The following is a 25,215-nucleotide window of genomic DNA, read 5'->3' on the forward strand; positions in this document are numbered from 1 at the left end:
ACGGTTTTTAACTCTACATTTGGCATAGCAAATTTACAAAAGGTAAGACGATGGAATTTAATATTAACAAACATATCTCTGGTCAATTTAACGATGAGTTAGAACAGATCAGAAACGACGTATTAAAAATGGGTGGATTGGTTGAGCAGCAACTTACCAATGCACTTAACGCCGTTAATAAAAGCGACAAAGATTTAGCTAAACAAGTTTTAGAGTCGGATTACCTAGTAAATAAAATGGACGTGCAAATTGATGAAGACTGTAACCGTATTATTGCAAAACGCCAACCTGCAGCATCGGACTTACGTTTAGTATTAGCCATTATCAAAACCGTTACAGATTTAGAACGTATTGGAGATGAAGCTAAACGTATTGCCAAAGTTGCTCTTGAGTCATTCAATAAAACACAGCAAGAATTCTTAGTCTCTATGGACGGCATGGGCAGAAAAGCGATTACTATGTTGCATGATGTATTAGATGCTTTTGCCAGAATGGATGTGGATGCTGCGTTTGACGTACACAAAGCAGATAAAGAACTAGACCGTGAATACGAAGGTATTGCGCGTCAGTTAATGACTCATATGATGGAAGATCCTCGTTCCATTCCAAAAATAATGGATGTGTTATGGTCTGTGCGTTCTTTAGAGCGTATTGGTGACCGCTGCCAAAACATCTCTGAGTACGTTATTTACTTTGTAAAAGGTAAGGATGTTCGTCACACATCAGAAGATGAAATTAAACAAAACATCTTAAGCTAGGGAAATAAGTATAGAATTACTATACTGTATACCTCCCACAAAGCCAATGAAAACGCCTATTAAAGGCGTTTTTTTATGCTTAAACTTATATGTTACATTTTTATTTCAAAATCAAAACCTTGTCACACAAGTGTAACATTACCGACATATAATCTACTCTTGTTGCAATGCATCATTAATTAAATTGCAGAAACGACTAAACAGATGTGACATGGTCACTTCTACAAGTTACAATTCGCTCGTTTTTACCAACCCCAAAAAGGTATAAAAATATGGCCTCTAATTCAATACTTGGCTTATTTGCAAAATCTCCTCTAAAAGCATTAGAAGAGCACATTAATAAAGTACACAGTTCGGCTAAATTACTAGTTCCGTTTTTTGAAGCTGTCTTTGCAGACGATTGGAAAACTGCTGCAAAAATTCGTGAAGAAATATCACAACTAGAAAAACAAGCAGACGTACTTAAACGTGAGATCAGAATGAATTTACCACGTGGTTTATTCATGCCTGTTGAGCGTACCGATATCCTTGAGCTTGTTACCCAACAAGACAAAATAGCTAACAAAGCTAAAGATATTTCTGGGCGATTCTTAGGGCGCGAACTTTCAGTTCCTAAGTCAATACAAACAGAATTCAAAGCTTTTGTTCAACGCAACATTGATGCGACGAAACAAGCTAGAAATGCTATCAACGAAATGGACGAATTACTTGAAACTGGTTTTAAAGGCCGTGAAGTAGACTTAGTTGAAAACATGATAACTGAATTGGATGCGATAGAAGATGATACCGATCGCATGCAAATAGCCATACGTTTACAACTTAAACAGTTGGAAAGCGAATTAAATCCTATTGATGTGATGGTGACTTACCGCATGATTGAATGGATTGGTGAGTTGGCCGATTTGGCCGAACGAGTAGGTTCACGCCTTGAGCTTATGCTTGCACGTTAATCTCAAACATTCTTTTATTAATTAAAAAATTAGGTTAAATCGATGGATTTTTTCACAACGTACGGTGTAATGCTGGTAGTAACTGCCGCTGTAGTCGGATTTTTTATGGCTTGGGGCATAGGTGCCAATGACGTAGCAAATGCTATGGGTACTTCTGTAGGTTCTAAAGCACTTACCATTAAACAAGCAATTGTTATCGCAATGATATTTGAATTTGCCGGCGCTTATTTAGCTGGCGGTGAAGTTACTTCAACTATCCGCAAAGGTATCATTGACTCTGCTATGTTCGTCAATAACGCAGATTTACTGGTTATTGGTATGATCTCAGCTCTTTTATCTGCAGCTATTTGGTTAGCGGTTGCCTCTTACTTAGGTTGGCCAGTATCTACCACCCACTCAATTGTTGGTGCCATAGTTGGTTTCGCTGCATTTGGTGTAGGAATGGATGCCGTTAACTGGGGTAAAGTAGGCGGTATAGTATTGAGTTGGATTGTGACCCCTGCCCTGTCAGGTATTCTTGCTTACGTTATCTTTATGTCAGCACAACGCTTGATATTCAATACTAAAAACCCGTTAGAAAATGCAAAAAAATATGTGCCTTTTTATATGTTCTTAGCTGGTTTTATTATGTCACTTGTGACAATCAAAAAAGGCTTAAAACACGTTTTATCTGATTCTGATTTTGCCATAGGTACATTAGAAACTTATATTTATGCCTGTTTAGTTGGTATTTTGGTTGCTTTGGTTGGTAAATACTTTATTAGTAAAATAGAAATTGATCCTAAAGCTGATAAAAAAATGCAATTCAACAATGTTGAAAAAATCTTTTCAGTATTAATGATAGTAACAGCATGTTGTATGGCATTTGCTCACGGTTCAAATGACGTTGCTAATGCAATTGGTCCTTTGGCTGCCGTTGTAAGCATAGTTGGTAACAGTGGTGAAATCGCTGCAAAAGCAACATTAGCTTGGTGGATACTACCACTTGGTGGATTTGGTATTGTTGCTGGTTTAGCATTATTTGGTCATAGAGTTATTAAAACAATTGGTACAGGTATTACTCACCTTACGCCAAGTAGAGGCTTTGCTGCTGAATTAGCTGCGGCAACTACAGTTATTATTGCATCAGGTACGGGTCTTCCTATTTCTACTACACAAACTTTAGTTGGTGCGGTATTAGGTGTTGGTCTAGCACGTGGTATTGCAGCGCTTAATATGAGTGTTGTAAGAAATATCGTTGTCTCTTGGGTTATCACATTACCAATTGGTGCCGGCCTTGCAATTGTTTGTTTTGTTATATTAAAAGCAGTATTTGGTGTCGCTTAAGTAACTAACGTAGGCAACGCTTAATGTAAAAAACCAGTTTCGGCTGGTTTTTTTTACCCTCACATTTACCCTTTTTAGAAACATCATCTATACTTGTCATTCAACTTAATGCTCAACATACGATATCAATTTTGATAAACAAGGACGGTTATGACTCATATCATTATTCTACTATTATGTACTTGGCTAGCTGTTATGCCTTTCTACGCAATTGCTCTGTCTGCTAAACCTAATATCATGTTATCTCAAACAACGACTCTGGAGAGCTTACAGGACTCATATAAGGGATATTTAGCCAGTGAGAAACTAGATGGCGTACGTGGTTATTGGAATGGTGAAAATCTAATATCCAGAGCGGGCAACATTATTCATGCGCCAACTTGGTTTATAAAAGACTTCCCAAACGTGCTACTTGAAGGCGAACTCTGGACTGGCAGAGGTCAATTTGATTTAGTCTCAGGCATTATCCGCAAACAAACACCCATAGACAGTGAATGGCAAAACGTGAAATTCATGCTGTTTGATGCCCCTAAGTCCCAGTTAATATTCTCTCAACGTATGGACTACATAGAAAACTTAATATCACCTTTAAACATTTCATGGCTGAAATTGGTCCCCCACCACTCATTTGAGAAATACAGCCAACTTATCGAGCATTATAATAAGCTAGTTAATAATAACGCTGAAGGATTAATGCTAAATAAAGCTGATGCGTATTATCAAAGCGGCCGTACCGACAAGATCATAAAGTTAAAACCTTTCACAGACAAAGAAGCCATAGTCGTTAGACACCTGCTAGGCAAAGGTAAATACAAGAATATGATGGGCTCATTGTTAGTAAAAGATAAAAACGGCAAAGAGTTTAAAATAGGCAGCGGCTTTAGTGATCAGCAAAGACAAAAACCACCTAAAATTGGTGACATCATTAGTTATCGTTACACAGGCACCACAAAAACAGGCTTACCAAGATTTCCGGTGTTTATAAGAATTAGGAGTGATATGGAAGAGTTGTAGGGGTGAGTTAGATAGTTTCGAGCTTCGAGTGGCGAGTTTCGAAAATAGGCTGTAAGGCTGTAAGGCTGTAAGGCTGTAAGCCAAATATTATAAATACGTATTGAACGCATGCTACTAATATTGATTTGGGTTTAATTTTGATCTGTTTTATTACTCTGGGATGTACTATTAATTAGTCGATTTTAATGAAGAATACTTAAGTAAAGTCCAAGTAATACCTAATGTAATAATTTGAAAAGGTACAAAGAGTAGACTTGCAAACACTAGGTGTTGCTTGAAAGAACCACCAATAAAACCAGATATTAAAAAGTAAGACATAAATATCGTATTAATGACTAAAATATACAAAGCTTTGTTTCTAGTTGGGGGTGACCTCAGCCCAAGTATATTTAGTATGAAAAAGATAATTGGTATAAACAGAAAAATGGAAAAAATCTCAGTACCCATTTCTAACCAAACTCCTTATTTAGAATTTAACCGCTGTTAAACAGATTATTTATATTTAGTTTAACTCTACAAAAAAATGCCAGCATAAGCTGGCATTTTTTAATCGAAAATCTTAGTAATTAATATTAATTACCAAATTTTAACGCGGTCTTCTTCTTTCAAGTAAAGACCATCACCTTCTTTAACATCAAAGGCTTTATAAAACTCTGGCATATTCTGTAGGATACCGTTTACACGATATTCACTAGGCGAATGTGAGTCTGTTTTAAGACGAGTTTGTAACTCTTTGTCACGATACAGACGACGCCAGATTTGGCCCCAACCTAAGAATATACGTTGCTCAGCAGTATAACCGTCAAGTACTGGTGCTTCTTTTCCATCAAGCGATAAGAAGTAAGCTTTATACGCGACTGTTAATCCACCTAAATCACCAATATTCTCACCTAGTGTTAAGTCACCATTTACGAACTCACCTGGGAATACTTCAAACTTGCTGTATTGCTCTGAGAACATTTTACCGCGAGCGTTAAATTGCTCTTCGTCAGACTCAGTCCACCAGTTACGTAAGTTACCTTCACCGTCGTATTTAGCGCCTTGGTCGTCAAAACCGTGGCCTAATTCATGTCCGATAACTGCACCAATACCGCCGTAGTTAACTGCATCTTCCGCTTCTAAGTTAAAGAATGGAGGTTGTAAAATTGCAGCAGGGAATACGATTTCGTTCATTACTGGATTGTAATAAGCGTTAACCGTTTGAGGTGTCATGTGCCATTCATTGCGATCAATCGGCTGGCCTAATTTGTTCAGCATTTCTTGCATTTGCCATTGGTTGTAACGCATATAGTTACCAACCAAATCACCCGGTTTAATTTCTAAAGCTGAGTAGTCTTTCCACTCATCCGGGTAACCAATTTTAGGTGTGAATTTAGATAGTTTTTCAAGTGCTGACTTTTTAGTTTCTTCACTCATCCATTCTAATTCTTTGATAGCAACTTCATAGCCTTTGATCACGTTTTCAACTAACAGCTCCATACGCTCTTTAGCTTCAGGTTTAAAATGCTCGGCTACATATAAACGGCCAAGTAATTCACCTAATACTGAGTTAACACCGTTAACGGCTTTTTTCCAGCGAGGTTGTTGTTCTTCAATGCCACGTAAGTCTGTGCCATAAAAACTAAAGCTACGGTCTACAAACTGCTTAGATAATTTACTGCCGTATTCTGACACTAAGTGCAGAGTTAAATACTCTTTCCAAGTATTTACATCAACCGTATCAAATACTTCACCAAACGCTTTAAGGTAAGTATTTTGTGAGGCGATTAGCGTATCTATTTTATCTAGACCTGTTGCTTTTGCGTATACTTCCCATGGAAAGTCACCCATATATTTAGCAAATTCAGCTGTGCTGTATTTGTTATAACGTTTGTTAGCATCACGGCTTTCTACACGAGACCACTGTTTCTCAGCAATTTGTGTTTCCAGCGCTAAAATACGAGAAGCTGCACCAGCTGCATCTTCAGAGCCAGCCATAGTTAACATATCAGTAATATAACTCACGTATGCTGCACGGTTAGCTTTTGATTTTTCGTCGTCTTTTAAGTAGTAATCACGATCCGGTAAACCTAGACCCGATTGAACAACATACACAGCGTATTGGTCAGATTTTTTAGCGTCGTTATTTACATACCAACCTAAAGGACCATTTACACCTGCGCTATATAAAGCACCAATTAATGAAGCAATGTCGTTATGAGTTTCTACTGAATTAATTTTAGCAACTAAACCTTCTAGCGGTGCAAAGCCTTTTTCTTCAGCTTGTGATTCATCCATAAATGAATTGTAAAAATCACCTAGTTTTTGCTCATCAGAGCCTGGCTTATTATTCTTTGCCGTTGAAGCACGTTCGATAATAGTTCTAAGGTTTTCCTGTGAATCGTCATACAATTTAGTGAAAGAACCATAGTTAGATTTATCACCCGGAATTTCCGTAGTGTCTAACCATTTACCGTTGGTATAACGATAAAAATTATCTACAGCTTTGTAACTTTCATCCATATTCTCAAGTGCGATACCTGAGGTTAATGGTTTAACTTCTGCTTGCTCGGTTTGAGTATCTTGTTTTGGTGAACAAGCCGCTAACGACAATACTCCAAGACTCAATGCAACACTTGCTGCAATTGCACTAATTTTTTTCATAATGATTTCCCAAAAATGACTTACAAGATAATTGTCTAATTTAGCTCTAACTAAATCTAAACAACTTCCAATTTATTATTCTAATTTCGACCAGTTTACGTCACCGCACTGAAGCACTGTCAAAAGTCCCCGATAAGATTACGGATTACACCATTAATGTCAACGCAGATAACGTTTAGTTACAATTAAAATACGCTAAATAGCCTTAACGTTTGAACTCTTTGTAATTATCTCTAAACACTTGAAATAAATGAGTAAGGTTTTCAGCCATGGTAAGTTCGCCCACTTGTTTGAATATTTCAGCGGCGACTTCAACCGTACTTAAATGATGATCGTGATATGCCTCACGTAATTGATAATCGCCTTTTGCTTTATGGGAGACTTGTAGCACTGGTAATTTGGCTAAATAAGGCGACTTAACAAACATCTTTTTAGCCTGCCTCCATGTGCCATCTAAAAACACTAATAATGGACGCCTTGAGCCGAGTTCTAGACTTGTTGGTACTTGTTGAATTTGACGTTCGACTTCAACATTATCGTGCGGAAATACAATGATGGGATACCATTGCTCGTCCGTTAATAACTTTTCAAGCTCAGGTTCTAATTCGGTTCTTTGCCAACGAAATGCATAATTGTCTTTTATTACATCACAGATTAACTGACCGGTATTTGATGGTTTATAATACTCAGCATGATACATCAACATACATACACCAAGGTTTGACTCGACCTGTGGTACTAAACCGCAAACACATTTACTTATACCTAATAAGCAAGACTCACAACGTTTTAGCAAATATCCTCGGGCTTTAAATTCACGGGTAGAAAACTGGCGTTGATAGTCTCTTAATACCCTAACTGAGTTATTTTTAAAACTTGCAGTGCTTTTTATATCTACAGTCGACTTTGACTCTACAGGTATTTCTATATTATTCGTGCTCATCAGCTTCTTTATTTCTTTTTATGGATTCTCTTGAAGCGGACTCAAACAAAGCCTCAAAATTAACGATAGACTGCTCCGTTGAAATAGCCGTTGTAACTAACATAGCAGGCGGTAAAACAACGGCGTATGACACTGGATATAGCTGAACTTTACCATCATCTTGACTGCTAAAATGGAATAATGCTGCAATAGATATGACCAATGAACATGAAACAATGCAGAGACGTTTAACACTCATATTACTGGCCAGATAAAAACAGCCACAAAAGAATAAAACCATCATAACGAATTCAACAACATCGGCACCTAAGTTCACTAAGCTGGAGTCGCCCCAATTAAATAGTAATACTTGCCCTAAAGCTGTGGTGATCTGCCAAGCCAAAAACATGGTAAAACTAAATACCACAGCAGTAAAAAACCTAACTTCTTTTTTGAATACTCTAGCAAAAATAGCAATAAATAAAGGAAACAGCATAAGTGCTATCGTCACTAATAAAGACGTTGCAAACACTTTAGTCCAAATAATATCGCCTATGGTAGAAAAGTAAGACTTCACTACCATGCTAGAAAAGAACACTAATGCAGCAATGAATGCTAAATACCATTGATTTAGATGATTAGTAATATCTTCTAATGCATTCATTTTTTTTGTTTCAGCAACAGGGTGATGCGGTAATACAATGCGTAGTAAATGCTTACCTATTGTTAATACATCGCCCGATTTCAAATTTGCTTGTGAGCCAAGGTCTTTGTTTTTCTTGTCACGAATACCATTAACCGAACATTTGTCGATTAATACCAAGGAGCCAATTTCAGACTGAATTATTTCCGCATGATGTGGGCTAATATGTTCATCGTGTAACACAAAGTCATTTTCGTACGATCGCCCTATTTTTATAGAGTCGCCAGATAGTTTATGGAAACTTTTAACTTTATTGTTACGAGTGAGTAATTCAATGACTATTTCCATTTCACGTTCTCCATAAACTTAACGTAAAAGGCGTTTGCCGTTTGTTTTGTCACACCTTGTAAAAAATACTTAGCAATTAATGTTTGATCATCTTTTTCCAGTAATAAAGAATTGAATCTAACATCAAACAATCCTGAATATTCTCGGTAAGCTCGTATACACATTAAGCCTTTTACCGACTCGCCACTTGAGTTTTTAATAATATTTTCATTACATTGAAAATCAGTAACGTCGTCAAAACCGGCATTAGTATGACCATAACGAGCATTCAAATTTAATGTATATAAGTGACTTAATTGCATGGCGCTTAATTTATCGCTTTGGATCCAATTAAAGCCAACTTGTGCAAATCCCGTCCGTAATGTATCGCTTATGTAAATGCTCTCTTCTAACTGACAATTTGATGTTGCCTGATTATATTGTTTTTTCTCGCGGTCTTGATTTGAGTCGCCCCAGCAAGGCATAAAGTCAGATATTTCACTTGGCACAATAGCGCTACCTAAAGAGCTTGTTGACCATTCACTCGTTAATAAATTTTGATACAGACTTGTCTGATTAAAAAGCAATTGCTCACGGATATCAGCAATTAAATCTACCTCTTTTGCTTGCGTCTCTACATTTACGTTTTTATATTTATTCACCAATAGCCACAGTCGTTCAACTGGAACTAAGAAGCCGATTTGATTTCCTGCTGTAGCCACATTAATGCCAACAACCCTTCCTTCTTGATTAACCGTTGGACCACCAGACATTCCTGGGTTAATTGAACCTGTTAAATGAATACGCTGATAAAAACTTTTTAATTGAATACCATTGTAAGTACCGGGAACCACTATCATGCCCAAATCATGAGGGTTTCCTAACGCAAAAAGATCTGATCCTTTTTCAGGAGCTGTTTTTGATAATTCAAAAAACACATCACTTTGAGTATTGCTCGATAACAAGGCAAGATCATTGATCACATCAACCGCAATGACTTTTACATTATTTGTACGTTGTTGATCGTCAACATATTCAAGTTTGTACTTCTGTGGTGACTGTACATAACTAGAAATAACATGATAATTAGTGACTAATTTGCCATCTTTAGTAATAAAGAAACCAGTGCCGATGGACGACTTTTGCCCCGACTCCAAGTTTATCGACTTTATCTGCACTAACGCAGGACTAAAAGTAGTAAAGAGTTCATTGGCATCTTGTGCCATCGCCAGCTTAGGTAAGGCTAAACTTAAAAGCAGTAACAATATTGACTGCGCTTTCACTTTTATTGTATTCAATGAAACAAACTCCATCAGGGTAAGAAACAGCTAATACCAATGACATTAACTTGAAGTACAAAAACAAAAATGCCGCTCCAATTAAGAACGGCATTACTTTATATATTAACTAGCTGTAAATAAGTACATCATTAAGATAGTTTTTCAGTTAAAAACGCACTAACCGAGGCTAATGCTGTATCAACATTTTCAGGTTGAGTACCACCAGCTTGAGCCATATCTGGACGACCGCCACCTTTACCACCAACTTGTGAAGCAACATGGTTAACTAAATCGCCAGCTTTTACTTTACCAATTAAATCTTTGGTTACACCGGCAATTAAGCTTACTTTGTCATCGTTAACCGCTGCTAGCATAATAACTACTGAGCCTAATTTGTTTTTCAGCTCATCAATCATGCCGCGTAACGATTTAGGATCGACCGACTCTAAATTAGCAATGAGACATTTAACACCTGCAATTTCAGTCACTTGTTTAGTTAAGTCACTACCTTGCTGGCTTGCCATTTTTTCTTTTAACTGACGTAACTCTCTCTCTAGTGTTTTATTTCGAGATAAGGTTTGTTCTACTTTTTCAACTAAAGAACTCGCTTCACCTTTTAATAAACTAGCAACCGTACTCACTGTATTGTCAGTTTGATGTAAATACTCAATCGCCGCCATACCAGTAACGGCTTCAACACGGCGTATGCCAGCAGCAATACCTGCTTCAGATATAATTTTACATAAGCCAATGTCACCAGTGCGCGATACATGCGTACCACCACACAGCTCAATTGAAAATGGCCCCATGCTAACAACGCGAACTTCATCGTCGTATTTCTCGCCAAACAATGCCATTGCGCCTTTTTCTTTGGCGGCATCAATTTGCATTAAATCTGTGGTTAAGTCATGGTTTTGTTGAATTTGTTCATTCACCAAACGCTCAGCTTGTTGCAACTGCTCTGCGGTTACACCTTCATAATGAGAGAAGTCAAAACGGAATTTGTCCGCTTCTACCAACGACCCCTTTTGACCAACATGTTCGCCTAACACTTTGCGTAATGCTGCGTGTAATAAATGCGTTGCTGAGTGATTTTGTTTAATTGCATCACGGCGTGCTGAATCTATTTGTGCATTAACACGAGCATTTACCGTTAATGAACCAATAATTTTACCGTAATGGCCAATCGCATTACCGACTTTTTGTGTGTCTGTAACAGTAAATTGAGCAACGTCATTATCAAGTACACCGTGGTCGCCTGACTGGCCACCTGATTCAGCATAAAAAGGTGTATTGTCTAAAATAACAATACCTTCGTCACCGTCGCTTAATTCAGTTACCGACTCACCATTTTTGAATAATTCAACCACTGTGGCTGAATACTCTAAGTTGTCGTAACCTTTAAATATAGATTCATGCTCAGACTTAACCTGGTCATTATAATCTGCGCCAAAACCAGAAGCAGCTTGCGACATTTTACGCTGAGCCGCCATTTCAGAAGCAAACGCTTCTTCGTTAATAGTTAATTCTTTTTCACGGGCAATATCAGCGGTTAAATCCGCCGGGAATCCATAAGTGTCGTATAACTTAAATACTAATTCACCTGGAATTTCAGTGCCTTGTAAATCAGCCAACGAGCTTTCTAAAAGCGCTAATCCACGTTCTAATGTTTTGGCAAATTGTACTTCTTCAATACGCAGCATCTTTTCAACAATCGCTTGTTTCTGAGCAAGCTCAGGAAACGCTTGTCCCATTTCTTGTACTAGTGTTTTCACTAATAAATGGAAGAATAAATCGTTAGCGCCTAATTTGTTACCGTGACGAATAGCACGACGAATAATACGTCTTAATACATAACCACGGCCTTCGTTTGACGGCATAACACCATCAACAATTAAAAATGAACATGAACGTATATGGTCGGCAATAACACGTAACGACTTATTTTCTAAGTCAGTAACATTTAATATTGAAGCGGCTGCTTTAATTAAGTTTTGGAAGATATCAATTTCATAATTTGAATGTACGCCTTGCATGATTGCAGAAATACGTTCAATACCCATACCGGTATCAACAGATGGTTTTGGTAACGGATGCATAACACCATCGGCAGTACGATTGAACTGCATAAATACCAAGTTCCAAATCTCGATGAAACGGTCGCCATCTTCTTCTGGAGAACCCGGAGGACCACCCCAAATATGTTCACCGTGATCGTAAAATATTTCAGAACATGGACCACAAGGTCCTGTATCACCCATTGACCAAAAGTTGTCTGACTCGTACTTTTTGTCTGCTGATTTATCACCAATGCGAATGATTTTTTCCGCAGGAACACCAATAACTTTGTTCCAGTAATCAAATGCTTCATCGTCAGATTCATACACAGTAACTAATAATTTATTTTCTGGTAGTTTTAACTCTTTAGTTAAAAACTCCCATGCAAAGCTCATGGCGTCCTGTTTAAAGTAATCACCAAAGCTGAAGTTACCGAGCATTTCAAAGAAAGTATGATGACGCGCCGTGTAACCAACGTTTTCTAAATCGTTATGTTTACCACCAGCACGAACACAGCGCTGAGATGAAGTTGCACGAGTATAAGGACGAGCTTCAGCGCCTAAAAATACATCTTTAAAAGGAACCATGCCGGCATTAGTAAACAACAATGTTGGGTCGTTGCCCGGAACCAAAGAACTTGAAGCTACAATTTGATGTTGTTTATCTGCAAAAAAATCTAAAAATGCCTGTCGTAAACTGGCCGTCGTGTTATACATACAATAAATACCTAAGTTCTAATTCTCTATTTACAATACTCTTTGATCACCAGCCGTTTGACTGATCTTCCATTGAATACTTTATTTCATCGGGTTTAAATCCCCGATACGACATATAGCGATAACGTTTCGCTTTTTCTTTATAAAATTTATCTTTACCCAATTGGTTTATATCCATTGGCTTATTTGCGAACTTTCGCTCATAAGTAGATTTGGCTTGTTCAAACCAATCTATCTCTAATGACTCAATATACAAGCTAGTAACATCACTTTTTAAACCGTGTTGCTTTAACTCTTGCTGAATTCGTTGACAGCCCAATCCCATTGATAACTTATTACGAACAAAACTTTCTAAGTAACGTTGTTCGTTCAACCAATCTCGGCTAACAAAATCTGTAATTAACGCTTCCGTTAATTCAATATTTTCACAGACCTTCTCTAACTTAACTCTAAAGTCATGTATTGAGTACTCTTGTCTGCCAAGCCAATATAATCCTCTAGCGCGTAGCTTAGCGGGATCAGTTATCAGGGGTATTGTTTTTTGAAACTTGTTCATTGTCCGTATCTTGTTCGCTACTTACCTCAGTTTCGTCATCTCTAATAATTTCACCAGCATCATTGGTAATTATCTTTTTCTTTTTTATTGGCGTTTCTGGCTGATAAATAGATAAAAACATTTGATAAAATGACAATACACTTACTGAATACATAATTAACCAGCCAACTAAAATAATCGGCATACTTATCACAATAAGCGCAAATATTATCAAACCATAAACAGTTAACGGCATGACATTTATCCAACATGCTTGAAAGCTTTGTTTTAATAAAGTTAATACGTCTGTCTCTGGCGCAATCCAAGCCGCAGGGATAGCAAAAGCTAACAACATAAAGTTCAACCATATTAAAGCAACCATCAAAGATGCATTAACCAAGTCGATTGTGCCCTCTCCAGATGCCATAAGTTGAAGGTCAGCCGCAAAAGAAACTGCAAATTGTGTCATTGGAATACTTAATACTATGCTAACAAAAGCTAAACGGATGAAGACTTTGTGAGCTTGTATCTGAGAAAAATAAGCAAAAACATCGGCTGCGGTTATAGTTTCCCCTTGTTCAGCTCTAGATGCACATTGGTAGAATCCAGCAGATAAAAATGGCATCATAAAAATGATAACGACGCCAAAAATCGCATGTAAATTACCGAATAAACTAATCGCAATAAGTATGGCACTCATCGCCATAAATGGGCCAGGTTGCAGAGTAAATAAGCGCCATCCTTGTCTAATCCAAGTGAACGCATTTAGAGTCTTCGCTTTAGTAACAACAAGTTTCATAAATTCTACTTATTTTCCGTAATTCAACAATCAATGTAAATGATGCTGATCTGTAATAATTATTTGATGATGGTATTCTTTAGTAAAGTGAGTAATCATACCTTATTAACGGTGGAATTCCATCGTTGAAAGCCACTAATTAACTAACTAATTAAGATAACTCGTGACCGATAATAATAACTGGCAATTAATCCATTCGCTTAATGATATTGAACCTGAATTGCAAAAACAAATATTTGCTCATTCAAACAATCCGTTCACTAGCCTAGCGTTTTTACTCGCCTTAGAGCAGAGTCACTGTATTGGCGAAAGTTCAGGTTGGATACCGCATTATTTTATATATAAAAATAACAATGAAACGCCTAAGCAGTTTGGTTTATTTATTAGTTATTTAAAAACACATTCTTATGGTGAATATGTATTTGATTGGGCTTGGGCAGACGCTTATCAACGTAACGGATTAAATTATTATCCTAAATTACTCGCAGGCGTGCCGTTTTCTCCCATTCCGTGTAGTAAATGGTTATCCAATACGTCAATGTCTGAACTTGCCGCTTTTAGTCAGATTAAGAAACTCGTTGTGCAGCACAGCGATATCAGTAGCAGTCATTATATTTTTCCTGAGCAACGCTTAGTCAACAATGAACAAGAACTCATGGTAAGTGGATCAGTTCTAACAGAAAGCACAAAATGGATTGAACGAGAAGGACATCAATTTCATTGGTTTAATAAAGCAGAAGATGGCAGTTTGTTAACTGATTTTGACCAATACTTATCGTTAATGACAGCCAGAAAACGCAAAAACATACTTAAAGAACGTAAAAAAATACGCGATGCTGGAGTTACAACGCAGTGGCGTTCTGGCGCTGAGGTTTCAGATTTGGAGTTAGAAATATTTTATCAGTGTTATCAATCCACCTATTACAAACGCAGACAAACAGGTTATTTGAATCCAGAGTTTTTCCAACAAATATGCCGCACTATGTTAGACCAAGTACAAATACTATTTTGCTTTCATGATGATGAAATTATTGCTGCGGCTTTGTATATTGTCTCTAACGATACTTTATATGGTCGATATTGGGGAGAAATGCAAGAACACGACATCCTACATTTTGAAGCCTGTTATTACCAAGGTATTGAATATTGTATTAACAACAAACTAACAACATTTAATCCTGGCACCCAAGGTGAGCATAAAATCTCAAGAGGGTTTGTTCCCACCAAAACCTATTCTTACCACGTAATTGAACTTGAACCATTTCACGAAGCCATAGATAACTTTTGCCAACAAGAAAAACAACAAAACCAGAATTACATGCAAGCTTGTGAAACACGATTACCTTTTAAAAAATCTGAAGATTAATACTTAAACACATGTAATTGCCATTTCCATTTAATCGCAGCTAAACGTAAAAGTAATACAGTGAAAAAAGTACTTATAATTGCTAACTCTTCGTCAAATGGAATAATAAGAACATATAAACTAGCACCAACAATACAGCAAATGGCATATAACTCTTTTTGTAAAATCATAGGGACTTCGTTGGCTAATACATCACGGATCATGCCACCAAAACATCCTGTCATCATTCCCAAGATAATCGCGGTTACATCAGATACTCCATAACTTAATGCTTTGCTTGTGCCCATAACAACAAATAAAGCCAGTCCAATAGCATCAGCAACTTCTAAGGCTTTGGCTGGAATTTTTTCAGAATAATTCAGCCAAATAATCGCCACAATTGCAGCAAATATAACCACGTAAATATAGCTAGGCTCGGTTAACCAAAATACCGGAGCGTCTAATAATAAATCACGAACCGTACCACCACCAATGGCTGTAACCGCAGCAAGTACTAACACACCAAAGCCATCCATTTTTCTTTGATACGCAATGATGGCACCAGATATAGCAAAAACGCCACAACCGACTAATCCCATCACATAAATAATATCTATTTCCACTGTACTCATTACCACTTTGCACTTCTCACATTTTTAGTCTTGTTTGTATGGCGTTGTTAGTCTTACGTTTTTAGTATCGTGTTTTCACTGCTAGCTTACTTTTTATCTTCTGCTGTTTGTAACTTTTTTAAATCAGCCAAGTCTTGATGCTCTTGCCAAGATTTGAGTTTTTCAAAATAATCATCCCAAACACAAGGACAACAACTCCCACCACCACAGCATTCATTAGGTGCAGGCTTTTCTGGTTTTTCCATAAAGAATGTTTCCCAATTATTATGAGGAGAATATATAAGAAGCCGTGACAGGTTTATAGCGTTTTATTATTTATTAACATCATTTTGAAATTTTTATCTGCTTATTCTGGTTATATACAATACAGTGACATTACTTCCATTTTGGAGTTTCCAATGAATTTACGATATACATTTCATGCCTTAGTTATTAGTTTAATGGCATTTAGCTTTGCTAGTTGCAGCACTGAATCAAAAACGTCAACTAAATTACTAGCCGACTCTGATTTTAAAACCATGCATCTTGATACTGTAGTATTTGGTCTTGGTTGTTTTTGGGGAGCAGAAAAACGCTTTGCGCAATTACCAGGTGTGGCTGATGTTGTATCAGGTTATGCAGATGGTAAAGGTGTAAAAGCGGATTATAGAACCATTACTCAACGTAAAAACAAATTCAATCCAAACAATCATGCAGAAGTTATACAGGTTTCTTATAACCCTGCTCAAATAACTCTCACTGAATTATTCCAAGATTTCTTTGAGCAGCATGACCCGACTCAAATGAATCAACAAGGTAACGATATTGGTACACAATACCGTTCAACCATTTTACTAACGAGCCAAAAACAAATTGATTTAGCCAATAAAGTAGCTGAGCAATATCAAGTGCTGTTAACCAAGGCCGGTTTGGGTGAGATAAAAACCCAAATAAAGCTAATCGACACTTTCTATCCAGCGGAAGAGTACCACCAAGATTATTTAGTTAAAAACCCAAATGGTTATTGTCCTGACCATTCAACTGGTGTGCGTTTTTTAAAAAAAGATGGCTCACAGAAAGATAAAGTAGAGAAGAAAGACAACTCTGCGATCCTGTCAGGTCAACATATTGTGATCATCGACTCTGAATTCTGCCCTTATTGCGATAAGTTTAAAGCAGATGTTGCCAATGACTACCAAGGTACTATTCCAATGCATTTTCGCCGTGCATCACAATTAGATGGTTTAACAATTACTTCACCGACTTGGGCAACGCCAACTATTTTGTTTATGCAAGACGGTAAAGAAAAATATGCAATCCAAGGTTATGTTGAACCTGCTAAATTTTACAAAGCATTAGGTTATTTTAAACTAGGCGACAGTGAAGCATTTAATGTGGCCTTTACTGAAGGTACTGACTCACGCTTTTGTAAAGAGTACGAGATCTTTAAAAATACTCCCGACGGTACTTTTATCGACAAAGTGTCTGGCGCTGCACTATTTGATACATGCGATAGATTTAATTCAGGTACTGGTTGGTTATCATTCACTAAGCCAGTAGACGATTCAGTGTATTACAAAGAAGATAATAGATTTGGTATGGAGCGTATAGAAATTAGAGCTAAGAAGTCAGATATACACTTAGGTCATAAATTTAATGATGGTCCAAATGGACAACCTAGATATTGCATCAATGCCACAGTATTGGAATTTAAAGCAAGAAGTTAACGCTTAGATGACTTCCAAATAGCGGGTGGTTTTAAATAATAGAAAGGCGGTTTTAACCGCCTTTTATTTTATCTGCTTAACTAATCCGCTTTCACGCGGTTCAAAATGATTTTAACTAAGCTATCTAACTCTGCGTCTTTACATTCTTGATGCCCCATAAACCAAGCGAATAAATCAGGATCTTCACTGGTTAATAAACGTTGGAAAATTGCTTTTTGATGGGTGGATAAAGCGTCATAAGCTTCATCCACAAAAGGTTCCAACAAAACATCTAATTCCAACATACCACGACGACACGCCCACTTTAATTTAGGCTTTGAATCTAATTGGAATTTATTACCACTAACATCAACATAAACTACTTCTGCTTTTGGATTTTTATCTGTCATCTTATTTGTGCGCCATTATTGGTCTAATATATTTGTTAACGAGAGGATAATAACAAATTTTTATAAATATATTCGCGATTATATATGAAACTACTTGAGCTTTAGCTATTTATCCCCATTATTAACTGTTCTAATTTATTAAAATTAAGTTTTGCTAAATGTCTGCTCAAAATATTACACGATTACCCGAGTTTTCCGTTATTAAATTAACCGGTGTAGATGCAGTTTCCTTCTTACAAGGACAAGTATCTTGTGACGTAACTAAACTGGCTGAGCAAAAAATTATGCCCGGTTGCCATTGCAATGCAAAAGGCAAAGCATGGTCAACATTTATCGCGGTTCAGCATGACGCAGATATTCTTTTAGTATTAACAAAACAAAGTGCTGAAGTATCTTTAGCAGAATTAAATAAATACGGTGTTTTTGCTAAAGTTGATATTACCGACGAAAGTGAAAATTGGTTTATTTACGGCTCAGATGAAAACCTAGCGTTAACAGAGAACGCTGACATTTCCATTCCTTTGGCCGACGAGCATTTTATTAATTTATCCAAACAAGAACTAACTGAAACAATCAGTTCTGAGTCTTGGTGGAAAACAGAAATTTTATCAGGTCGTGCGCATTTATACACAGCGACTTCTGGCGAATACGTGCCGCAAATGATCAATATGCAAGCACTGGATTATATCTCCTTTAATAAAGGCTGTTATATGGGGCAAGAAATGATTGCCCGTATGCGTTACTTAGGAAAAAACAAACGCGCTTTGTATATTGCATCGTCTGATAATATGGAATCGATAAACATAGGTGATGATGTTTATCGTGAAGTAAACGGCAACAAACGTTCCGCAGGTAAAGTTATCAACGTTTGTTATGCCGATAGTAAAACCTATTTACAACTTGTATTGCCTAATGATACTGACTTAGCTGATCCTATATTTGTAAATCAAACAACATCACACTCCTTAACATTAATGGCACTGCCATATTCTTTAGAACAAAGCTAACAAGGTTTCAACATGAAAATTGCAGATAAAACAGTAGTAAAAATGCACTATTCCGTACTCGACGGTGAAGGTAACTTAATCGATAGCTCGTACGACGCTGAGCCATTAGAATTCATACATGGCACAAAGTTCTTACTTGAAGGTTTAGAAAACGCATTAACCGACCACGAAGCTGGTGATACATTTGAAGTATCTATTGCAACTGACGATGCATACGGCCCTCGCATTGATGGTTTAGTTCAGAAAGTTGGTTCAGAAATGTTCACTGACTTTGAAGTTGAAGTTGGTATGCAACTTAGAGCGGGTACTGATGAAGGTGACCAAACTGTTATCGTTATCGATAAAACTGATGAGTTTGTTACTGTAGACGGCAACCACCCACTTGCAGGTGTTGATCTTAAATTTGACGTGGAAATTTTAGACGTTAGAGCAGCAACAGCTGACGAGATCACCCACGGACATGTACATAGTGAAAACGGTTGTGGTCACACACATTAGTCACTATATTTAATCGATTTTAAATGCCAGCAAATGCTGGCATTTTTTTATTCTAAGCAAATGAAAACTAAATAAAAGCTCGGAGCCGCCGCTATATAAAGATAAGTCATTTAGATGGCACCGTTAGTAATAGTTTAATAAAAACTTAATATATCGTTAATTTTTATAGTTAATTATTCTGACGATTGGGTTATCATTTTGCGATCTACGTGAGGAGTATTATGTTTAAGTTAATTGGTTTATTTATTTGTATCGCATCTATCGCGGTTGTTATGAAGGCTGGAGGCGGTTTTAACATGTATGTTAATTTGCCTACATTGCTTTTATTATTTGGTATTACGTTAGCGGGTACTATTGTAGGTTACGGAAAACAAACGATTTATTACTTTATGTTAGCCGGTAAAAAGCAAATACCGTCGAAAGACTTATTGCCAGCGTTAAACTTTTTTAATTACATTTCTAGACTAACACTATATTCAGGTATTTGTGCTTTCTTCATTAGCGCTGTTGTTATATTAGTTAATTTTACCGATGTAAAAATGTTAGGTCCGGCGATTGCGATCACACTGCTTAATATTATTTATGGGTTGGTCTTCTCTTTTATCATCATACAACCTATTAAACATGGCATTTTACTTAACCGCTTAAGTGTTGATTCTGCCACCGAGAAAAAAGGGAAGTAATATGAATAAATTCATTGGATATTTACTATTTATTGCAACCTTTGCCGGTGTAATATTTCTAACAGGCTACAGCGAATTTTTCATTGACCGATTTAGCTTACTGCTTATCTTTGGCATGGTGTTTGGTGTTATGTTTTTAAGTTATGGCATTCATGCATTTAGTGCTTTTAAATATATTTCGCGTCCTGTGACTTCACAAAAAGAATTCTTTTTAGCGGTATCGTTTTTTGATCATCTTTCAAACACTGCGATTATCGCAGGTATTTTAGGAACTTTACTCAGTCAATTAGCTATGCTGTCAAACGTCACAACTACGGCCGAAATATACTCGGGCACCGGAGCTAGCCTAGTTAGTTTTCTTTATGGTTACTTAGTATCTAAGTTGATTTTTGAACCGTTAAAACAGAACGTGATCAGAAATGCAAAAATCGGCAATATAAACGGATTAATCCAATTGCACATAGATCAAAATAATTCCATGCCGAATACTTTTGTACTTATGGGATTTGCAGCCGTAGTCGGCAACTTTGTGATTTTAATTAGTTCTTTCTAGGCTCGATAAATCTGCCTATAAAAAAACATAAAAAAACGCCGTTAGTAACACTACCGGCGTTTTTTGTTATCTAGCATAAGTAAAAAACGAGTTACGCTTCAATCAAGCCCACGCGAATAGAGAATCTTACAAGGCCAGCAACGTCTCTTATACTTAATCTGTCCATAATATTAGCTCTGTGTGCTTCTATGGTTTTTACGCTTAAAAATAATTTTTCGGCAATATCTTTAGTGGAATGACCTTCCGCAATTAACTGTAATATATTGCGTTGACGAGAGGTTAATATATCTAACGCATCAATAGCGCCATCTTCACTGCTGTTGATCTTAGCAATGATATTTTGATCTATATCTGGGCTAATATACATGTTGCCATCAATTATATCTTTCAACCCATCTTGCAGTTCATCTACAGCAGCGTCTTTAAGCATATAGCCGTCAGCTCCGGCTTTTAATGCTCTGATCACATAAGGCTCATTATTATAATGAGATAACATTAAGACTTTGATTTCCGGAAATTGACTTTTTATTATATCAACAGCCTCAAGTCCGTTCATCTCAGGCATAGAAACATCCATAACGATGAGTTCTGGTTGAGTTTTCTTTACAAAATTAACCGCTTCTCTGCCATTAGCCGCTTGATATATTCGGTCTTTATCAATAAATGAAAAGTTCTGGGTCAAGCTGATCAAGCCTTGTCGTAACAAGGTGTGATCGTCTGCAAATAAAATACTGTACTTATTCATAAAAAAACCTTAATTGTTTAATGCTGCTTCTGCATTTTTTAGACGATGTTCTAATTCACTGATCAAACGAACTAAATTCTCATGTTCTTGTTTAATAGAACTAATATCTCTCATACTCGATACTAATCGTTTGGCTTTACCTTTATCATCACGCTCAATAACACAACCGCGTTCAACTAACCAAATCCAGTCTCGGTCTTTACATAAAATACGGTATTCAATCTCATAGTTATTTTTACCACCTTGCATTAATGATTCAAAATGCGCTAAGAAAACACTTTTATCGTCAGGGTGTAAAGTCTCAATAAAGTCTTCTGACTGGAAATATACTTTATCCGACAAACCTATAGTGGCATTTTTATTAATGCGGTTAATCGTATTGTTGGCAATATCGCAGTCTAAAACTTCATCCCCTGTGGCTAACGAGGATATGCTCAATACTTGCTGTTGAATTTTCATTCGTTCGTAATAAGCTCGTCGGCGTTTGTTTAAAGCTGATTGGTAATAAAGGTAAATCCCGACAAAAATAACAACGAGCAATATATAACTAACACCAACAAACTGTTGCCAAAGGCTTTTAGACTCTGTATTTGCTTTAGCAATAACGGCTTTATAAGGCTTAGCATTGATAGATACCATTCCAATATTACTTGGTGCATCAATTCTTGTTAACTTATCGTTGTTTAATAACCAAGTACCCGTATCTGTAATAAGGTAAACATCACCATTAACCGATTCAACTAATTTATAAACTTGAGTAAATGCTATCGATTCATTTTCTATCGAGAGTAATTCTGCACTAAACACTAAACTAACACATAATAATACGTTAAATAGCTTCATCATTTACCTCCACACCAAACGAACCACCATCTAATACATGATCTAAAACAGGCACTCTTAATTCAATTAAAGTCCCCTCTTCTGGTGTCGATGTAATTTCAATTAAACCATTTATTAAAAATGCTCTTTCTTTAATACCTAATAGACCTAAACTTTGACCTTTAATTGCACTGTTTATTTTAGAGCTAACATCAAAACCAACCCCATTATCTTCAATTGTTAACTGTAAATAGTTATGTTCAATCGTACAGCGAATGGTAACTAAATCTGCATGAGAATATTTATGAATATTGGTAAATGCTTCCTGTGCAATCCTAAATACAGAGATTTCAAACTTATCATTAAATCTAGGTAATGCTGGCATTATGTCACTGACAATAGCCAGTTGACTGAACTTTCTTTGTCGGTCAGTTAACCAATCTAATGCTGCAGACAGTCCCATATCGTCCAAAATAGAAGGTCTTAAATTTAGAGATAGATTTCTAACCTTATCGATAAGTTCAGATAAAACGGATGTGATTAGTTCTTTATCTGGTTCTGGTAATTGGTGCTGAATTTTCAACAAGGTTAAACTCTGGCCAATTTCATCGTGTAGTTCTTTCGCAAAATAACGTCTTTCATCTTCTTGTTTGTCTATTAAGTTAAATGAAAGTCTTTCTAACTTTTCTCTAATTGTGTGTTCATTGGTCTGCAATGCAATTTTTTCTGCTAAATCTAAAAACCAAGCTTGATGGTAGCGTTCACCATTAATATCAATAACTTTAAACTCAACCCCCACAGAGATAACATTGCCATTATCACCAATAATAACCGTTTCACCCGACCAATAACCTTGGTTTGATAATGCTTTAGAGATTGTTTCAAATAACGGATGAGTATGTAGAGGATGTTTTACTTTATCTAACCGAGTCCCCTCAGTTATGCCAAATAATTTTTTAAATGCATCATTAATAAAACGAATTTCATTATGTTCTGTACAATAAAAATAGGCATTTTTTGAGGAGTTTAATCCAGTCGATAATAACGTCCAATCTCCAGCAAAGTATTTATCTACTTTAACAATTAAGCTTATTACTACCAAAACAAACAGCAGTTGTAATAAAGTCACTGCAGACCATAAAATAGCATTTTCAGCTGCAACTAAACCAAGAAAACCACTAAACATAATTAACACTGGTAGCAATTCAAATTCAGAGTATTGGGTTAATTTAAACTGAATTCTCATTAAGCTTACCGCTAACAATATTGAACAGCTAAATGCACTAAACACCATCATTAGCGATAAGTCGGAGTGCAACACCTCAGTTGTGCTTGTCCATTCGTAAGTGTAAGCAATAAACAGAAAAAAGCTCAGGCTTAATAAGGTGATCACAATTAAGTCAGCTAGACGCTTAGATAAAAAAGTAAGATATAAATTTAAATACAGCAGGCAAGTGACAAATAAATTAATGCCAATAACCATAGACCAACTTGTTTGATCATGGCTGAAAAACAAATACAGGCCTTCAATTGCTTGCAGTAATAGAACAAATCCTATTTGCCATGTTTTAAATAGACTAAACAGAGCCATAGCTGCCAAGCTATAGCGAATAAATAACCAATATAAAAATACAGAACTACATACTAGCCCTTTCATCAAACTAATAGCTTGATGAGTATTTAAACTCGTAACATCAAGGTGAATAAATTGAGCAGTAATTAAACTACCAATAAAAATCAAAAATGAGAATATTAATGAAGCATGTAATACAATTCTAGACTTAATCAAAAAAACAATTCCTTTATGGCTCTCGTTACTCAGCTCTAAAATCAGACCAAGCTATTAAAAGCTCAATTAGATCAGCTTTGCCACACTCCGACTGAAAATCCCACTCGACATCAGATAAACTTTGTTCGGATTCAATTAGTTTATCCTGCTCAGTTTTAGTTTCAAGTTGACTAGCATGGATTATAGTTAATTCATCGTTATCAACTTCAATACACCATTCTGTAAATTGAATAACACCATCTTTTTTTGTTTCTAGTACATCAACTAAATCATTTAATTTTTCAGGTGCATTGCTCACATCGCCAAATTCGGTATTTAAAAAACGACCAACAGCAAATTGCTCACCGACAACTTCAACTGTGTGTATTTTAGTATTTGTATCTAAGATAAATTCGTAGTCCAAATCAATTCCTTTGCAATTTATAATAAATTAGTTAATGTAATTAATATTTATTAGAGCATATTGTATAGAGCGCGCTCTGTATACGACTTATAGTAAAATGATGCTAGATATTTTATATCCAATCTCTAACTACCTTGTGAGATATATCTTACATTCAATAGGGATAACGCTGCGATTAAACAATATTTCTACTTAATAAAAACAGCAACCCCATGTTTTTAATGCGCTTTTGTTAAAAAATACATTTATTACATCTGTAAAACATCTACTTTTATCTAATTTCAATCTACTTCCTATCTGAAAATTACGTACTATAGTTCCATCTTAACGACGAGACTGCTAAACGACTTAGCAAACATGGATTGGAATCGCTGGATGCGAAAACGGATTTAATTAGGAAAAGCAGGAGCTTTTTGACAGGGAAATAGGATAAAAGGGACAAGGATCGCATGATGCGAAAAGGATAGGCGAGTATTACGCCAAACCAGATTCAAGGAAAAAAGGAAAGGACTGGCTGGATGCCATAGGGATGATAAAGGAAAGCGGGAAGCTTGTTGCAAGGAAAGGGAAAAAAGGAAGGAAAGTCTAGGGATTGGGCAGCATGGAGCAAAAAGGAAGAACATACAGATGGATTTGTTTGGTAGGATGCCAAAAGGAATATAAAAAAAGTAG

The 25,215-nt window shown here is 36.4% G+C and carries 24 protein-coding genes; 10 read left to right on the forward strand and 14 right to left on the reverse strand.

Going from position 1 to position 25,215, the window contains the following annotated elements:
* Positions 1-50: 50 nt before the first annotated feature.
* The 4 genes from phoU to Q0940_RS03995 all read left to right on the forward strand — a co-directional run bounded on the left by phoU (position 51) and on the right by Q0940_RS03995 (position 4,048).
* On the forward strand, positions 51-758 hold the full coding sequence (gene phoU, locus Q0940_RS03980) for a phosphate signaling complex protein PhoU (RefSeq protein WP_299264313.1): 708 nt from the start codon (positions 51-53) through the stop codon (positions 756-758).
* 272 nt (positions 759-1,030) lie between these two features.
* Positions 1,031-1,708 carry a TIGR00153 family protein gene (locus Q0940_RS03985; protein WP_299264316.1) on the forward strand — a complete coding sequence of 226 codons (678 nt, stop codon included), beginning with the start codon at positions 1,031-1,033 and terminating at the stop codon, positions 1,706-1,708.
* A 42-nt stretch (positions 1,709-1,750) separates the two neighbouring features.
* Positions 1,751-3,034, forward strand: coding sequence for an inorganic phosphate transporter (locus Q0940_RS03990; protein ID WP_299264319.1), 1,284 nt, complete (start codon positions 1,751-1,753; stop codon positions 3,032-3,034).
* A 150-nt stretch (positions 3,035-3,184) separates the two neighbouring features.
* A complete protein-coding gene (locus tag Q0940_RS03995) occupies positions 3,185-4,048 on the forward strand; it encodes a DNA ligase (RefSeq protein ID WP_299264322.1) in 864 nt (287 codons plus the stop codon).
* A gap of 576 nt (positions 4,049-4,624) precedes the next feature.
* On the opposite strand, the gene Q0940_RS04000 is transcribed toward Q0940_RS03995, so the two are convergent.
* The 7 genes from Q0940_RS04000 to Q0940_RS04030 all read right to left on the reverse strand — a co-directional run bounded on the left by Q0940_RS04000 (position 4,625) and on the right by Q0940_RS04030 (position 13,971).
* Positions 4,625-6,691 (reverse strand): M13 family metallopeptidase, encoded by a 2,067-nt coding sequence (locus tag Q0940_RS04000; RefSeq protein ID WP_299264325.1) that lies wholly within the window; start codon positions 6,689-6,691, stop codon positions 4,625-4,627.
* Positions 6,692-6,896: 205 nt separating this feature from the next.
* Positions 6,897-7,634, reverse strand: coding sequence for a DTW domain-containing protein (locus tag Q0940_RS04005; RefSeq protein ID WP_299264328.1), 738 nt, complete (start codon positions 7,632-7,634; stop codon positions 6,897-6,899).
* Entirely contained in the window at positions 7,621-8,604 is a 984-nt protein-coding gene (locus tag Q0940_RS04010) for an FHA domain-containing protein (protein ID WP_299264331.1), read from the reverse strand. The genes Q0940_RS04005 and Q0940_RS04010 overlap by 14 nt, the downstream gene beginning before the upstream one ends.
* Positions 8,595-9,881 carry a serine protease gene (locus Q0940_RS04015; protein WP_299264334.1) on the reverse strand — a complete coding sequence of 429 codons (1,287 nt, stop codon included), beginning with the start codon at positions 9,879-9,881 and terminating at the stop codon, positions 8,595-8,597. The genes Q0940_RS04010 and Q0940_RS04015 overlap by 10 nt, the downstream gene beginning before the upstream one ends.
* Before the next feature lie 131 nt (positions 9,882-10,012).
* Positions 10,013-12,637 (reverse strand): alanine--tRNA ligase, encoded by a 2,625-nt coding sequence (alaS, locus tag Q0940_RS04020; RefSeq protein ID WP_299264337.1) that lies wholly within the window; start codon positions 12,635-12,637, stop codon positions 10,013-10,015.
* Between the two features lie 46 nt (positions 12,638-12,683).
* Entirely contained in the window at positions 12,684-13,193 is a 510-nt protein-coding gene (locus tag Q0940_RS04025) for a regulatory protein RecX (RefSeq protein ID WP_299264340.1), read from the reverse strand.
* Positions 13,156-13,971 carry a hypothetical protein gene (locus Q0940_RS04030; protein ID WP_299264343.1) on the reverse strand — a complete coding sequence of 272 codons (816 nt, stop codon included), beginning with the start codon at positions 13,969-13,971 and terminating at the stop codon, positions 13,156-13,158. Before Q0940_RS04030 ends, Q0940_RS04025 begins: the two co-directional genes overlap by 38 nt.
* Before the next feature lie 163 nt (positions 13,972-14,134).
* Between Q0940_RS04030 and Q0940_RS04035 the strand changes: the two genes are divergently transcribed.
* Positions 14,135-15,337 (forward strand): GNAT family N-acetyltransferase, encoded by a 1,203-nt coding sequence (locus Q0940_RS04035; RefSeq protein WP_299264346.1) that lies wholly within the window; start codon positions 14,135-14,137, stop codon positions 15,335-15,337.
* On the opposite strand, the gene Q0940_RS04040 is transcribed toward Q0940_RS04035, so the two are convergent.
* Entirely contained in the window at positions 15,334-15,948 is a 615-nt protein-coding gene (locus Q0940_RS04040) for a trimeric intracellular cation channel family protein (RefSeq protein WP_299264349.1), read from the reverse strand. The genes Q0940_RS04035 and Q0940_RS04040 overlap by 4 nt on opposite strands.
* Positions 15,949-16,034: 86 nt before the next feature.
* Positions 16,035-16,193, reverse strand: a complete 159-nt coding sequence (locus Q0940_RS04045; protein WP_299264352.1) for an oxidoreductase-like domain-containing protein — start codon at positions 16,191-16,193, stop codon at positions 16,035-16,037.
* Between the two features lie 153 nt (positions 16,194-16,346).
* Here Q0940_RS04045 and msrA point away from each other — a divergent pair, with 153 nt between their 5' ends.
* Positions 16,347-17,654, forward strand: a complete 1,308-nt coding sequence (msrA, locus tag Q0940_RS04050; RefSeq protein WP_299264354.1) for a peptide-methionine (S)-S-oxide reductase MsrA — start codon at positions 16,347-16,349, stop codon at positions 17,652-17,654.
* A gap of 80 nt (positions 17,655-17,734) precedes the next feature.
* Here msrA and Q0940_RS04055 read toward each other — a convergent pair whose 3' ends face one another.
* A complete protein-coding gene (locus Q0940_RS04055) occupies positions 17,735-18,043 on the reverse strand; it encodes a succinate dehydrogenase assembly factor 2 (RefSeq protein WP_299264357.1) in 309 nt (102 codons plus the stop codon).
* Between the two features lie 158 nt (positions 18,044-18,201).
* On the opposite strand from Q0940_RS04055, the gene Q0940_RS04060 reads away from it, so the two are divergent.
* The 4 genes from Q0940_RS04060 (at position 18,202) to Q0940_RS04075 (ending at position 20,784) form a co-directional block, all read left to right on the forward strand.
* Positions 18,202-19,050 carry a hypothetical protein gene (locus tag Q0940_RS04060; protein ID WP_299264360.1) on the forward strand — a complete coding sequence of 283 codons (849 nt, stop codon included), beginning with the start codon at positions 18,202-18,204 and terminating at the stop codon, positions 19,048-19,050.
* Positions 19,051-19,062: 12 nt separating this feature from the next.
* A complete protein-coding gene (locus Q0940_RS04065; protein ID WP_299264363.1) occupies positions 19,063-19,548 on the forward strand; it encodes a peptidylprolyl isomerase in 486 nt (161 codons plus the stop codon).
* A gap of 221 nt (positions 19,549-19,769) precedes the next feature.
* Entirely contained in the window at positions 19,770-20,231 is a 462-nt protein-coding gene (locus Q0940_RS04070) for a hypothetical protein (protein ID WP_299264366.1), read from the forward strand.
* A gap of 1 nt (position 20,232) precedes the next feature.
* Complete coding sequence (locus Q0940_RS04075) at positions 20,233-20,784, forward strand: hypothetical protein (protein WP_299264369.1); 552 nt, start codon at positions 20,233-20,235, stop codon at positions 20,782-20,784.
* 91 nt (positions 20,785-20,875) lie between these two features.
* On the opposite strand, the gene Q0940_RS04080 is transcribed toward Q0940_RS04075, so the two are convergent.
* Genes Q0940_RS04080 through Q0940_RS04095 form a run of 4 tightly spaced genes read right to left on the reverse strand, consistent with a single transcriptional unit; the run spans position 20,876 to position 24,543 of the window.
* Positions 20,876-21,529, reverse strand: coding sequence for a response regulator transcription factor (locus Q0940_RS04080; protein ID WP_299264372.1), 654 nt, complete (start codon positions 21,527-21,529; stop codon positions 20,876-20,878).
* Between the two features lie 9 nt (positions 21,530-21,538).
* Complete coding sequence (locus Q0940_RS04085) at positions 21,539-22,375, reverse strand: PAS domain-containing protein (protein WP_299264375.1); 837 nt, start codon at positions 22,373-22,375, stop codon at positions 21,539-21,541.
* Positions 22,359-24,140, reverse strand: a complete 1,782-nt coding sequence (locus tag Q0940_RS04090; RefSeq protein WP_299264379.1) for an ATP-binding protein — start codon at positions 24,138-24,140, stop codon at positions 22,359-22,361. The genes Q0940_RS04085 and Q0940_RS04090 overlap by 17 nt, the downstream gene beginning before the upstream one ends.
* 25 nt (positions 24,141-24,165) lie before the next feature.
* Positions 24,166-24,543, reverse strand: a complete 378-nt coding sequence (locus Q0940_RS04095; RefSeq protein WP_299264384.1) for a YacL family protein — start codon at positions 24,541-24,543, stop codon at positions 24,166-24,168.
* Positions 24,544-25,215: the final 672 nt, after the last annotated feature.

This window comes from uncultured Psychrosphaera sp. (assembly GCF_947500655.1).
In the GTDB taxonomy this organism is placed as follows: domain Bacteria; phylum Pseudomonadota; class Gammaproteobacteria; order Enterobacterales; family Alteromonadaceae; genus Psychrosphaera.

Bases quoted from the DNA above. Each gene is read 5' to 3' on its own strand.
- phoU (WP_299264313.1), top strand. From the start codon at position 51: ATGGAATTTAATATTAACAAACATATCTCTGGTCAATTTAACGATGAG.
- Q0940_RS03985 (WP_299264316.1), top strand. From the start codon at position 1,031: ATGGCCTCTAATTCAATACTTGGCTTATTTGCAAAATCTCCTCTAAAA.
- Q0940_RS03990 (WP_299264319.1), top strand. From the start codon at position 1,751: ATGGATTTTTTCACAACGTACGGTGTAATGCTGGTAGTAACTGCCGCT.
- Q0940_RS03995 (WP_299264322.1), top strand. From the start codon at position 3,185: ATGACTCATATCATTATTCTACTATTATGTACTTGGCTAGCTGTTATG.
- Q0940_RS04000 (WP_299264325.1), bottom strand. From the start codon at position 6,691: ATGAAAAAAATTAGTGCAATTGCAGCAAGTGTTGCATTGAGTCTTGGA.
- Q0940_RS04005 (WP_299264328.1), bottom strand. From the start codon at position 7,634: ATGAGCACGAATAATATAGAAATACCTGTAGAGTCAAAGTCGACTGTA.
- Q0940_RS04010 (WP_299264331.1), bottom strand. From the start codon at position 8,604: ATGGAAATAGTCATTGAATTACTCACTCGTAACAATAAAGTTAAAAGT.
- alaS (WP_299264337.1), bottom strand. From the start codon at position 12,637: ATGTATAACACGACGGCCAGTTTACGACAGGCATTTTTAGATTTTTTT.
- Q0940_RS04025 (WP_299264340.1), bottom strand. From the start codon at position 13,193: ATGAACAAGTTTCAAAAAACAATACCCCTGATAACTGATCCCGCTAAG.
- Q0940_RS04030 (WP_299264343.1), bottom strand. From the start codon at position 13,971: ATGAAACTTGTTGTTACTAAAGCGAAGACTCTAAATGCGTTCACTTGG.
- Q0940_RS04040 (WP_299264349.1), bottom strand. From the start codon at position 15,948: ATGAGTACAGTGGAAATAGATATTATTTATGTGATGGGATTAGTCGGT.
- Q0940_RS04045 (WP_299264352.1), bottom strand. From the start codon at position 16,193: ATGGAAAAACCAGAAAAGCCTGCACCTAATGAATGCTGTGGTGGTGGG.
- msrA (WP_299264354.1), top strand. From the start codon at position 16,347: ATGAATTTACGATATACATTTCATGCCTTAGTTATTAGTTTAATGGCA.
- Q0940_RS04055 (WP_299264357.1), bottom strand. From the start codon at position 18,043: ATGACAGATAAAAATCCAAAAGCAGAAGTAGTTTATGTTGATGTTAGT.
- Q0940_RS04060 (WP_299264360.1), top strand. From the start codon at position 18,202: ATGTCTGCTCAAAATATTACACGATTACCCGAGTTTTCCGTTATTAAA.
- Q0940_RS04065 (WP_299264363.1), top strand. From the start codon at position 19,063: ATGAAAATTGCAGATAAAACAGTAGTAAAAATGCACTATTCCGTACTC.
- Q0940_RS04070 (WP_299264366.1), top strand. From the start codon at position 19,770: ATGTTTAAGTTAATTGGTTTATTTATTTGTATCGCATCTATCGCGGTT.
- Q0940_RS04075 (WP_299264369.1), top strand. From the start codon at position 20,233: ATGAATAAATTCATTGGATATTTACTATTTATTGCAACCTTTGCCGGT.
- Q0940_RS04080 (WP_299264372.1), bottom strand. From the start codon at position 21,529: ATGAATAAGTACAGTATTTTATTTGCAGACGATCACACCTTGTTACGA.
- Q0940_RS04085 (WP_299264375.1), bottom strand. From the start codon at position 22,375: ATGATGAAGCTATTTAACGTATTATTATGTGTTAGTTTAGTGTTTAGT.